10 protein-coding genes are annotated in these 13,090 nt (G+C 41.4%); 7 read left to right on the forward strand and 3 right to left on the reverse strand.

The genetic code is table 11. The features are described from left to right. Positions 1–21 precede the first annotated feature (21 nt). On the reverse strand, positions 22–972 hold the full coding sequence (locus tag AC1DOK_RS10495; RefSeq protein WP_477554219.1) for an ABC transporter permease: 951 nt from the start codon (positions 970–972) through the stop codon (positions 22–24). Positions 973–1,115: 143 nt separating this feature from the next. On the opposite strand from AC1DOK_RS10495, the gene AC1DOK_RS10500 reads away from it, so the two are divergent. The 4 genes from AC1DOK_RS10500 (at position 1,116) to AC1DOK_RS10515 (ending at position 7,870) form a co-directional block, all read left to right on the forward strand. Then, positions 1,116–2,900, forward strand: coding sequence for a sensor histidine kinase (locus AC1DOK_RS10500; RefSeq protein ID WP_477554220.1), 1,785 nt, complete (start codon positions 1,116–1,118; stop codon positions 2,898–2,900). A 31-nt stretch (positions 2,901–2,931) separates the two neighbouring features. After that, positions 2,932–4,539 carry a response regulator transcription factor gene (locus AC1DOK_RS10505; RefSeq protein ID WP_477554221.1) on the forward strand — a complete coding sequence of 536 codons (1,608 nt, stop codon included), beginning with the start codon at positions 2,932–2,934 and terminating at the stop codon, positions 4,537–4,539. A 107-nt stretch (positions 4,540–4,646) separates the two neighbouring features. Further along, positions 4,647–6,341 carry a type 2 periplasmic-binding domain-containing protein gene (locus AC1DOK_RS10510; RefSeq protein ID WP_477554222.1) on the forward strand — a complete coding sequence of 565 codons (1,695 nt, stop codon included), beginning with the start codon at positions 4,647–4,649 and terminating at the stop codon, positions 6,339–6,341. A gap of 254 nt (positions 6,342–6,595) precedes the next feature. Then, positions 6,596–7,870, forward strand: a complete 1,275-nt coding sequence (locus AC1DOK_RS10515; protein ID WP_477554223.1) for an MFS transporter — start codon at positions 6,596–6,598, stop codon at positions 7,868–7,870. Between the two features lie 206 nt (positions 7,871–8,076). Here the strand turns inward: AC1DOK_RS10515 and AC1DOK_RS10520 are convergent, their stop codons facing one another. Continuing rightward, positions 8,077–8,859, reverse strand: a complete 783-nt coding sequence (locus AC1DOK_RS10520; protein WP_477554224.1) for a DUF262 domain-containing protein — start codon at positions 8,857–8,859, stop codon at positions 8,077–8,079. A 287-nt stretch (positions 8,860–9,146) separates the two neighbouring features. Here AC1DOK_RS10520 and AC1DOK_RS10525 point away from each other — a divergent pair, with 287 nt between their 5' ends. Beyond that, positions 9,147–9,413: a hypothetical protein gene (locus tag AC1DOK_RS10525; protein WP_477554225.1), complete on the forward strand. Its 267-nt coding sequence runs from the start codon at positions 9,147–9,149 to the stop codon at positions 9,411–9,413. Between the two features lie 73 nt (positions 9,414–9,486). On the opposite strand, the gene AC1DOK_RS10530 is transcribed toward AC1DOK_RS10525, so the two are convergent. Then, on the reverse strand, positions 9,487–11,154 hold the full coding sequence (locus tag AC1DOK_RS10530) for a histidine kinase N-terminal 7TM domain-containing diguanylate cyclase (RefSeq protein ID WP_477554226.1): 1,668 nt from the start codon (positions 11,152–11,154) through the stop codon (positions 9,487–9,489). 241 nt (positions 11,155–11,395) lie between these two features. Here AC1DOK_RS10530 and AC1DOK_RS10535 point away from each other — a divergent pair, with 241 nt between their 5' ends. Beyond that, complete coding sequence (locus AC1DOK_RS10535) at positions 11,396–12,076, forward strand: response regulator transcription factor (RefSeq protein WP_477554227.1); 681 nt, start codon at positions 11,396–11,398, stop codon at positions 12,074–12,076. Next, positions 12,077–13,069 (forward strand): sensor histidine kinase, encoded by a 993-nt coding sequence (locus tag AC1DOK_RS10540; RefSeq protein ID WP_477554228.1) that lies wholly within the window; start codon positions 12,077–12,079, stop codon positions 13,067–13,069. It abuts the gene before it with no gap. The last annotated feature ends 21 nt before the right edge of the window (positions 13,070–13,090 follow it).

The raw sequence follows: 13,090 nt of genomic DNA on the forward strand, positions 1-13,090 counted from the left end.
TCATCCTTTCAAGTAAACAGGCTAGAAAATGCGATATCCGGCGAATCGATATGCAAGTCGGTAGGAAATTACGATTAAGATCAAGCTGATCACTGATTTGAATAGGCTGACAGCTGTTGCGAAGCTGAATTGACCGCTTAGTAATCCTTGCCTATAGACGAACGTGTCGATGATATCGCCTTGCTCATAAATCATCGGGCTGTATAAGTTAAATACTTGATCGAAGTTGGCATTAAGCACATTGCCGAGTGCAAGCGTCGCGACTACGATAAGAATCGGTATGAGCGAAGGAATAGTAATATGGAATGTTTGCTTGAGCCGGCTTGCTCCGTCGACTTCAGCGGCTTCGTATAGTGCCGGGTTAATCCCCGCAAGTGCGGCGAGGAAGATGATCGTATTAAAGCCAAATTCCTTCCAGACATCACTGAAAATAATTGATATTCGGAACCAGGTGCCATCTCCCAAGAAGAAAATGGGTTTCATTCCAAATACGTTCGACAATAACTGGTTTATCATGCCGGTCTGAGAGAGTAGGTCGATCACTATGCCTCCAAGAGTGACCCAGGAAAGAAAGTGAGGCAGGTAGACAAGCGTCTGGATGGACCTTTTGACCCCCATATTCCGTACCTCGTTGAGTAACAAGGCGAAGGTAAAAGGGATGATTAAATTCAAGATAATCTTGGAAAGAGCAAATATGAGCGTATTCATAGTTATTTTCATAAAGTAATCGTTTTCGAACATGTATCGAAAATGCTTCAGGCCGACGAACGGAGAGCCTGTTATTCCGAGTGACGCCTTATAATCCTGGAATGCCATAATAATACCTGTCATTGGTAGATAGGAAAATACGAAAACCGACAATGCAGCTGGCAGTACCATAAGATGCAGCATCCACGGAACTCTGTAACCCCTGCGCTTTTTCGGTATACGGGTGGCCTTGAGTTTGACATCTGTTAGTGTAATTTGGTCCATGGTTATCTCCCGTTCTTTAAAAATTCATTTGTATATGAGGTGAAGCCCTGTTATATATAATATCAACAGGTTCGATCATCGAACTATAAGACATTGTTAGGATCGATAGGGTTTTGTTAGGGACATTGTCTGGAGGAGGGTTTATGAAGCTAGGCACAGGCATAAGCAAGGTAAGAAATAAGATAGCTTCAAAATATAGCTTGTTTGCCAAACTGAACGGATTGATCATCGTATTGTTCATTCCAATTATCGCATTTTTTACATACTCCAACGGAGTTTCATCTAATGTGATCGATAAGGAGCTTAAGGCTTCGAATATTAAGCAACTCTCATTTTTATCTAGTCAAATAGACTCGCGTATCAATCAGACGATGGATTTTGTGGTCACTTTCTCAAGAGATCCCAACGTTCGTAAATTGAATGGATTAAATATATGGGATGATCGCTACGACCGGATGCAGACGAGATACGTCATTCAAGAGAAGATGATGCTACAGTCCGGGGTAATGAACATTTGGCCTGTCACGTTCACGGTTTATTCGCAGCTGAACAAAGAGGCGATTTCCAATGCAAGCAGTATGGTGAAGTATGACGAGGGATATTTAAAAAGGAACGTCATGGGCAAATGGTCTTATGGAGAAGGACAAGCAATTACGCCGAATGAGCCGAGCGCGTTCCATTGGTTTTATTCCGATACAGTCGGGCAGATGGATGCTCTTAGAGGCAGTGATTTGGTTGTACAGGCAAGCTTTTATCAAGAAAATATTCAGAATATGCTGGACGCTTATAAAGCAGGTGGACAAGGTGATCCCATGTTCTATCATAAGGGAGATATGCCAATTCTGAACCGCAGCGCGAGTGAGCAGCTGTCGAATGAACTGATTCGGTTTTTGAATGGGAAAGATTTAGAAGATACGATGCAGGAAGTTATCAAACTTGGCAACAAGCGATATTTGGTCAGCTCTGTGAAAACACTTTCCTTGGGATGGTATTTGGTGGATATTGTACCGCTGGATCAAATTCTAGGACCGATATCATTCGGCCGGAACTTGTTCTATTTGGCGATGGCGCTGCTCTTCGGGGTCGGAATATCCGCATCTGTGCTGTTGTATCGGAATGTTCAACGTCCTATCCGTAGGCTGATTCGTGGTCTGCAAAGGGTACAGCAGGGTGATTTCTCAGTGCAGGTCGATTCTAATGTGAATAACGAGTTTTCGTTTTTGTTCTATCGGTTCAACGATATGTCACAGCAAATCCAAAGCCTGATCGAGAACGTGCTGAACGAGAAGCTAAGGGCCCAGGAAGCGACTTTAAAGCAATTACAGGCCCAGATCAATCCTCATTTTTTATACAACTGCATAGGTTATATGATCAATATGGCTCAAATGAAGGATGAAGAGGCTGTCGTTACGATGGGCCACAACCTCAGCACCTATTATCGGTACATGACCCGCATGGAGCGGCCGACGGCGTCGCTACACGAGGAAGTCCAGTTGATCATCAATTATTTGGATATTCAGAAGCTTCGCAATGGTAGAATTCATTATCATATCGCTATTCCAGAGGAGATGCTTAAGCTACACGTTCCGAGGCTCATGCTACAGCCAATCGTGGAGAATGCCGTTATTCACGGGGTGGGTAAGACCTATTCCTCAGGGGAAATTCGAATTACTGGTGAAATATCGGGCGGCTTCTGCAAGCTCTATGTCGACGATGACGGTCCCGGTATGTCAGAGAATCAATTGGAAATGCTGAATGGGAAAATGGGAGAGCGACTGCAGGAAGACATGGGCTATGGCTTATGGAATACGAACCAGCGGATCATTCATCAATTTGGGGACAAGTCACACATTGTTTTCAAAAACTCGGATATCGGAGGATTCCGAACGGAGATTGTTTGGGAACTGAGTCGGGTCGAAGTACAGTAGCATCATTCCATTCATGAAGGAGAACGACCACATGCAAATGATCATCGTCGATGACGAAGCCCACTGGGTAGATAATCTATCTACAACTAAACCATGGCACACACTTGGTATTGAACAAGTCCATAAGGCGTATTCCGCACAAGAAGCACTGCGAATAATTGAAACCTATCCGATTGATATCGTCATCTCTGACGTACTCATGCCAGAGATGACGGGGATTGAGTTGATCCAGCAAATTCGAGAGAGCGACAAGAAGATCAAATGCATCATACTCTCAGGATATTCCGATTTCGAATACACCAAGGAAGCGCTCCGGTACCAAGCGGTGGACTATCTGCTTAAACCGCCGACTGATAGCGAACTACTAGGAGCGGTGAAGCTGGCCGTTGATCAGCTGAAGGCGGAATGGGAAAACGTAAGCTCCTATGAGCGAACCGAATTTACGCTTAGGGAAAATCTGCCGCTTATGCGAGGACAATTGCTGCTGAACGCATTACGAGGAGAGCTGCTTTCCACCGCTGAATGGAGACGGAAGCTCGAAAATTACGACTTGCCTATTCAATTTGGGGAATGTGCGCTGCTACTCGTCCGCTTGGAGGAAGATTTCGGACAGTATCGTAACAACGGACAGCATCTAATGGAGTATGCCATTATTAATATTGCCGAGGAAATTTTCGGCGAATTCGCATTTGTATGGGGAGCTCGTGAGGAGCACGGTTATCTTGCATTTCTCCTTCAGTTTAAAGATGAAATTCATAGCGCTGGCAAAGAAACGAAGCTTGAGAAGTCCGCTATGCAGCTCCAATCGAAGGTCAAGCAGTTCCTACGAGGATCCCTGTCTATCGTCATGACGGAGTCGTTCGAATTTCCGGATAGGCTTGCAGACCGTTATCGTCACGCGCTGGCTTATTTTCGTCAAATCGTTGGAGACGAGCGAGAGTTCGTCATTCGAGCTGGAGACTTAGAGAGTCAGGTGTCCCATGGAGCTTTGGACGTGATTCACGCGCCGCCAATTCTGAAGAATCTGCTCGAGGCTGGACGCTGGGAGTCGGCAGAACAGAAGCTGTGTGAGGTATTCGCAGAGCTCGACCAGAAGGGGTCTGATTCCTGGGAACATTGTCTAGAAGCGGGGTATATCATCGCTTCTTCCTATACTCATTATGCACATCGCAATGGACATACACTTGCCAAATTGCTCGGACAAGATATGGAGTTGATGCAAAGCGGAGAGGCTTTCGCCTCAATCGGCAAACTCCGGAGCTGGGCGCTCGGAGCGCTAGGCAAGCTGAAGGAAGGAACATCAAGCGATGTTAAAGATATTCGCTCCGTGTACGTCAAGAAAATTCAAGGGTTTGTTGAAACGAACCTACACCTTGACGTATCGTTACGAGCGCTTGCGGATCATGTGAACCTGCATCCGACGCATCTCTCTAAGCTGTATAAGATCGAAACCGGTGAAGGAGTAAGTGATTTTGTGTCTCGTCTGCGGATGGAGACAGCCTGTCATAAGCTGAAGACGACCGATAAGAAGGTTTACGAAATCAGTGCGGAGATCGGTTATTTGGATCCGGCTTACTTCATCAAGGTATTTAAGAGGCAGTTCGGGACTACACCACAAGAATTTAGGGAGGAAAATTAACAACATGACAGAGTCCTATGGAAACTAAAAAAATCATATAGATGACCTCCGGGGGCGTTGGTAAAGTAAAAAGTATAACAAACTTACACCGTAGGGGGAAAATCGAAATGAGAAAATTAACAAAGTTATTGTTACCTCTTGTTGGAACAATACTTGTCGTTTCGGCTTGTAGCAGCAATTCCGACAACAAAGGAGCAGCTGCTGATACGAGCACGAAAAGTCCGGCTGCAACGGCTGCAGCAACGAAATCGGAAGCAGAACTTGTATTTGAAAAAGGTAAGTACGATCCACCGATTGGCATTAGCACGGTGATCATGCCCAAGGAATATACCAAGGGTGAAACAAAGGATAATAACGTTCACGACCGCTGGATGCTTGAGACGTTAGGTATGAAACATGAGAACACTTGGTATCCAGCTGGTGGCGATCAATATAAGCAGCAACTTCAGCTCGCACTTACTTCTGGCGAGAAGCTACCAGACTTCGTCATGGTGCCAACTGATCCAGTATTAACGAACCAACTGATTGATTCCAAGCAGTTCATTCCGATTGACGAACTATTCGAGAAGTACGCGAGCAAAGTTTGGAAGGACCATGCTGCAAAGAATCCTGAACTGTGGTATCCGTTCACTAAGGATGGAAAGAAGTGGAATCTCCCGATCATGGAGTATACGGATAACGATGATACACTTCTATGGCTCCGTGAAGATTGGATGGAGAAGCTAAAGCTTGAAGCGCCTAAAACTATTGCGGATCTTGAGAACATCATGGACAAATTCAAGAACCAAAATCCGGACGGGCTAGCTGCAAAAGATATTTATCCACTTGCAATTTCCTTGAAGAACAATACGAATACGTGGATGGGCGGCCTTGACTGGTTATTCGGCGCATATGGCACTGTTCAAGAGCAATGGAATAAAGACAGCAACGGTAACCTAGAATTCGGCTCTGTTAATCCGGGAGCTAAGAAGGCACTTGCTAAGCTGCAGGAATGGATGGAGAAAGGTTATATTCATCCCGACTCCGCTCTTTGGGACGAAGGAAAATCAGCAGAAATTTGGACCAAAGGAAAAGCGGGCGTATTGCCAGGCGCAAACTGGGTTCCAGACTGGCCAGCTCCAGACTTGCTGAAGAACGTGGCAGGCTCCAAGTACAAAGCGTATCCTGTTCCTGCGGGACCAGATGGCTTGATCGGTACGAAATGGCAGAACTCAGGTGTCAACAGCAGCTTCATGATCAACAAAGATGCTAAACATCCAGAAGCAATTATTCTCTATTATAACTACCTGCTTGATAACCTGGCTAACCCAGCCGCAGGCAGCAAGTACGAAAATGGCTTTGCTCAAGGCTATGACTGGGATATCGTAGATGGTAAACCAACAAGCGACAAAGAAAAAATCAAAGATTTCTTTGACAAGTTCCCGTACATCACTGGCCCTGCACGTATTCCAAACCTGTATATGTCATCACTTGTTAAGCTAGCGAACGGTGAAAAAGCACAGACACCTTACGAGAAGCAACAAGCTGAATTCCGTAAACCGGAAAACTGGTATGCTGCAAAAGTCGTTATGTCACAAATAGATATTCGTAAGCAAAACTACTTTACAGGCGCAGCAACGCCTACAATGATCGAGAAATGGAATCTGCTTCGTCAGTCCGAGCTTGAAACCTTTAACAAAATCATTTACGGTAAATTGCCTGTAGATGCGTTCGACGAATTCGTTACTAATTGGAAGTCAAATGGCGGAGATCAAGTGACGAAAGAAGTTAATGAGTGGTTCAAGTCTGTTACGCAAAAATAGGCTTGTACCATTTAGTACGTAACATAAATGAATCTCTATAGAAAAAGGGCTGCCACATAGTGGTAGCCCTTTATCGTTAATACATGAGATTAACTGGTAAACCTCTCTCCATTCAAAGACTGATTGAAGATCCATCTATAGGAGGAGGTGATAACTCACTTTTCCTGTCATACTAAATATTAACTTTACTCACACTGTCTACATATATTGGGGGATTCAGTCGGGCCAAGCTATTCAGTAATGGAGGAAACAGGTTGAAGAATCGCAACTTCTGGTACTTATTTAGTGCACAAGCTTTCAGTACTTTAGGTGATTTTTTTGGACTTATGGCCATCGAGTGGGTACTTTATGATCTGACTGGTTCGAAGTTAGCAATGGGAGCATTAGGGTTAGCATTTGGACTTTCAGAAATTATTGTTCGTTTTCTTGGAGCGCCATTGATTGATCGAGTAAACCGATTACGATTAATGGCATTACTTGATTTGATCAGATTCGGTTCGATGGGGCTTTTATTCCTGTTAGGACATTTTCATTTACTACAAATATGGCATATATATGTAACGGCTGTCATTGTCGGGAGCTGTTCAGCATTGTTTAGCCCTTCGAGTATGGCTGTACTTCCTTCTGTGGTTGGGGAAAAGAACTTAGTAAGAAGTTTATCTATCATGGACGGTTCGGGTACGGTATCTATGCTAACAGGACCTATCCTAGCTAGCCTAATGATTGTTTATGTAGGTCCATTCGTCAGCATTGGTGTTGATTCACTTTCTTTTTTAATATCAGCCATACTAATCTACCTATTATCAAATAAACAAGCAGGAAAAGAGCATGTTAAATCCAGTCCAGCCGTTTCTAATATTAGAAAGTACTTACGAGAGAGCTTGGATGGTCTTAATTTTTATAGATTCGCACCGGCCCTCTTGTACATTCAATTATTCGTTTCTATCAAAAACATGTGTACTGTTGGAGCTTGGTCAATGATTGTTCCCTACGGAATTGAACATCTTCACGTTGGCGCGCAAGGAATTGGAATGTTATCAACAGCCAGTTCGGTCGGTTTAGTCCTCGGATTCTTTATTGTTGGACTACTAGGTGATATCAAGAAAAGAAGGATTTTTATGCTAGGAAGCTTACTATTGCAAGGATGTTTTCTGATTGTTCTTGGATTTATTGGAGAACTATGGCTTGCTATGATTGTTATTGCTGGACTCGGAGTATGCGGACCGTTCTACAGCACAATTAGTTCCTCTCTATATGCACGTATGGTTCCAGATAGGCTTAGGGGACGCGTCATGTCAGCTCGATTGTTGGTTGGTGGGAGTTTACAACCTGTTGGTTCTTACGGAGCAGGAGGAATTGCACAAGTATTAGGAGTGCCGGTTATGTTTATGATTGCAGGGGCAATTACGCTTATCTCTTCAACTATTGGTTTTATGATTCCTGCTTTAAGGCAAATTGATAGTGAAGTTACTGAAGTTCAAGTTGTAGAACATGCTGCAGCCCCTTTATTTGGTGATACTGTCCTATAAAAGCACTTGGTCTAAAACTGCTAGTATAATTCAGAGATTGCTTCAAAAGGCTGGGTTAATCTAAGAAATGTATAAGGAGCTGTCCCCAAAGTAGAATTTTCTACTTAAGGGGCAAGCTCCTTTTTCACGCAAGAAGACCAAACACAATTTCAGTTTTGGTTATTCGAAAATCCTGTTCGCATATCACATTAGCAATGTGTACGAGTTTATTTAGTATACTCAATCTCATCTAACAGTTCTTTAACCTTATTCAAATACTCTGTTCTCATCACCTTGCCACCTGTATTTAACAGCAGGAAGTATTTCAATATCTTTGCTCTTGTAAGTCCCTTAACTCCTGCTAATGGAACGTGGTAGTTAACAAAATGATTCTGATCCCTTGAGGATAAATCACTAAATTTTCTACCATTCCATTCAAAGCGGTCCTCATAATATTCGGTAATTGCTGTAAGTCTTTGTTTACCATCTAGGATTTCAAATCCAAAGCCTGTTTTCGCCCATGTTTTGGTGTCATTTTGAATACATACGAACCTTCCGATATTTACATTACTGAAGATGGAATCGATTAGAGAAATTTTGTCATCCAATTCCCAGGTATATTCTTGCTGATAATCGCGATCGAATTTCATTCCAAAATCGTAAATTTTATTTAAAATATCAGTCAACCTTGTATAAGTGAAAAGTGGATTAAAATCTGTATTGCTAATGAAGCTTTCTTTTTGTTCTTCTATGTGCTTTCTTACTTGGAGCCAATTATAATAATTTTTCTGACGCTCGGTTGTAATTGGTTTGTCATAATGCTTAGTAACCTTTGTATAGTCAATTAAATAAATCTTCCCATCATGCAAAACTTCTTCAACGACCGCATCTTCAAAATTACCTACTCTTACCTTGTCACCTATCGCAAAAGTGTAAGCAGGTTCAGGAGTATGCTTCATTCTTTCTTCTAGTTCGCCTAATCTACGCGTTAGATTTATGCCATTGATCATCTAGTTGTACCTCCACTTGATTAGTCATTTTAATCAGTTATGAAATTGAGAAATCCTAGTGTTATTTTAACAGTATTATAACTGGAATGGACTGGTAAATAGAGGAGGGCTGCAGCAGCAAGACTTTTTGATGATCATATCGATAAGGGGATCTTGAATTTCGAACGAAAATTTTTTTAAAAAAATATTCAGTTTTGTAGTCGTGGTTACAGAAATGAAGAGCGAATTGTAGCAAGATGTATTAAGAATTTAGATTTAATTATTAGAGCGACAAGGAGGACGAACATATGAACGACCTTATGATTGCGGAAATCAAGAAGCTGCAAGCTGATGTACAGGAAATTAAAGAGCTTCTTTCTGGTCCTGTTCCACCATGGGCTAAGGATGCTATCGATAAAGCTGTTGAACTCAGAATTGTGACTGAACCGGGAGGAGGAAGCAGGGACTTTTATCGTTTTGTAACGATCATGAACCGATTGGGCCTATTAACAAGAGAAGAAGATAAGCAACAAATGAAAAAGATAGGAGATGGATATCTTGCCTCGATTGATTAAAAAAAGTCCGAACTTGAACAAGATGGCATCTATACGTTTGTTGTAAGGGATGCAGCAGGAAACGACGATTGGCTTAGTTTACGATACTCACAATTCGATTGCGGCCTTCTCTTTTTGCCTGATATAAGGCTTTGTCCACTGATTGAAACATTTCACTCAAAATATTTTGTGAATTTTTAGATTCTTCAATTGTGAAATTACTAATAGATAGCAATCCCATACTAATGGTAATCGATACAGAATTGTTGACATTAGGGAAGATCATCTTATTCGATTCGACTGCAGATATGACTCGTTCAGCCAAGATGTGTGCCTGAGATGGAATCGTATTTGGTAGGTAAATAATAAACTCTTCACCACCAAAGCGAGCCAAAATGTCAGTTTGCCGCAGAGTTTGTTTGATTATTTCCACAGTGCTGCATATCACTTCATCACCGACTATATGTCCATAAGTGTCATTGATGAGTTTAAAGAAGTCGATATCTAATAGAAGTAACGAAAACGGCATTTGATCCTTCATATTTCTTATCACTTCATTCTGTAACTGTTGTGCCAAGTAATTTCGATTATAACAACCTGTCAAGCTGTCGGTTATCGCTATTTGCTCGAGTTTTTGGTTTGTTTGATAAAGCTCCTGCTGAATCGCAATTAACGATTGGTTACGGTCTTGTAGGATTTCGTTCTGAAGTTTGGTCTCATCAATGAGACGACGCAGCTCGCTCATGTCCTGAAATGTAATAATTCGCCCAACCATTGTATCGCGAACCATGATAGGCGAAACTTGAATTTTGACATGGCATCGGTCAATTTTATTGTAGATTATTTCAATTTCTCCTCTCTCCAGAGGACATTCTTGGTAAGTTTTAATAAACAAATCAGCTGTGCAAACAAGCTCTTCTTGTGGGAAGATGGCTGATATATCGAAGCGGTCACCTATATGCAAGTCAATGTAGGGAGGCAGCGACTGATTCATTTCTACAATTATTTCATTATCATCAACCACCAGAATCCCAAGTGTTATCGTGTTAGTAATATCTTGATGAGCTATGGTAACAATATCAAATACTTTATTACGGTGAATGGCAATGACAAAAAAGATAGCAGAAAGTAGAATGCCGAGAGATGTCAATCCAGGAACTATCGCTTGGGTTTGGGGGAATGCAACATTGAGGAATATATCCGACAATATGAACGCAGTCATCACCAAGATCCCTTTGAGCACTTGCTTAACCTGTTTTTTGATTCGAGATGCGTTGTCTGAGACTAAAGCCAGATACATGATATAAAGTGAAACTAAGATATAGCCTATCAAAATAATAATAGTAAACCAAAAAAGAGATCCATAAGATCTTTGGATGTAACTGCCGTGTATAGGTTGGACGAACATAGCATTTGGATTGAATATTACGGCGAGCGCTACTAATAGAGCAGGAACAGAAATCGCTAAGGATATTTTTCTTCGAGGAAACGGAGACTGACCAGTAAGGAAAAGTGTGAAGAATAGCCATCCAATGGCTAGCAGAGACAAATCAACAAAAGCGAGTTTTATAAGATATAATTGAATCGCGGAGTTATCCGTTGCTTTTATAGCAAACTGGCAGAAAGGCCATAACATCATAGCAAAATGGAATGCTAAATAAGCCTTGTGCAGGTTAGTTATTGTAACAGAGGCAAATACATAAACAAATAAAGCAAACAAAAGGAAAAAAATGATTAAGTCAATCCATGCAATAACATCCAAAACAACACCCCATAAGTGAAAGTAGTCAGTCTCAATTGGGTTAAACTTCCTAAATCATAATACTAATATATATGTAAGGTGAAAATAACACAATCAAGTTTGATTAGACCTCTCTCCTGCCGGAGAGGTTTTTACTTGTTTTTGCAACATAACTGGAAATATGATGTAATAAGTTGGCGAGTTGCGTAAGTCAACTTCATAAGGCTTATCTAGAGTAAAACAAAGTAAGGATGATCATCAGATGAAAATTTTGCTTGTGGAAGATGATAGAACGATCGCATCTGGACTTGAATATTCGTTGCAGCAAGATCATTATTCTACGGTGCTTTGCTATGATGCTGCCTCTGCGAAAATGGTGTTAGAGGAAGGGTTAGAGCAATTCACTTTATGTTTATTCGATTTATCACTTCCAGATGGAAGTGGTTACGAATTGTGTAAGATTGTGAAAGAGCGTAGCGATATTCCTGTTATTTTTCTAACAGCGATTGATGATGAGGTTAATGTCGTGATGGGGCTTGATATGGGGGCAGATGATTATATTACAAAGCCATTTCGTATTCGGGAGCTTCTATCAAGGATCAAATCAGTTTTGCGAAGATATCATAAACAGACTCAAACACATACCGTCGAGATCGATAATATTCGAATTAATATGCTCGAAGGAAAGGTTTATAAAAAAGGCAATGAAATTACGCTAACTGCTTTAGAGTACCGCTTATTACTAATTTTTGCTAACCATGTCGGACAGGTGCTCTCAAGAAATCAGCTTTTGGAACAAATTTGGGATGTGGCGGGAGACTTCGTGAATGATAATACATTAACCGTTTATATCAAAAGGCTGCGAGAAAAATTGGAGGATCATCCGCAAAACCCAACCATAATAAAAACGGTGCGCGGACTAGGCTATAAGGTAGGTGATTAGATGCTGCGTAACCGAGAAATTAAAATTATATTATTTGTGATGTGCTCGATCAGTTTATCCGGAATTGTTGTAGCGTCCTTTTTTTCGTCCGTTGCCACGGTGCTCATTGTCATCATTTCTGCTTTGTTAATTGGTAGCAGTCTATTATTTACGAGGTGGAGATATCACGAAATAGAAAAGCTTTCTGGCTATTTACGCCAAATTAGTGGTGGCGATTATTCTCTTGATGTTCGCGATAATCAAGAAGGCGAGCTTAGTATTTTGAAGAATGATATTTATAAAGTGACGCTCATGCTATTAGAGCAGAGCTCCATTTTGCAGCAAGATAAAATTCAGCTTACAGATGCCATTTCGGATATATCACATCAACTCAAAACTCCGATTACCTCAATGATGGTGATGGCTGATTTATTAAGTGATGCTGAGCTGCCAGTAGAGAAAAGAACGGAATTCACACACAATATTCACGTTCAGCTGGAACGGATCAAGTGGCTTGTTTCTTCTTTATTAAAGCTTTCCAAAATCGATGCGGGAACGGTACTTTTCAAAAAAGAACATGTCGTGGTGGAAAAGCTTTGTCAAAAAGCGTTAGAGCCAGTGCTGATTCCAATGGACATTAAAGAACAAACGGTTTCGATAAACGGGGATCATACCGTATCTTTTCATGGTGATCTTAATTGGACAGCTGAAGCAGTGATCAATATTTTGAAAAACTGTGTGGAGCATACGCATGAAGGCGGTGTGATCGACATTACTTTTTCAGAAAATGCGCTGTTTACGGAAATTGTCATTTCAGATAACGGTAAAGGAATTCCAAAGGAAGATTTACCCTATATTTTCAAACGTTTTTATAAAGGCAAGAATGCAAGCGAAGATAGCATCGGTATTGGTCTTGCTATGGCTCACAGTATTATAACAAGCCAGAATGGACATATCGTTGTTAAGAGTGAGAAGGGAAAGGGCGCACAGTTTCGGATAAAGTTTTATAAGTAAGTCGAATCAATTTCTGAAATT

Source organism: Paenibacillus sp. P5_B5 (genome assembly GCF_056400365.1).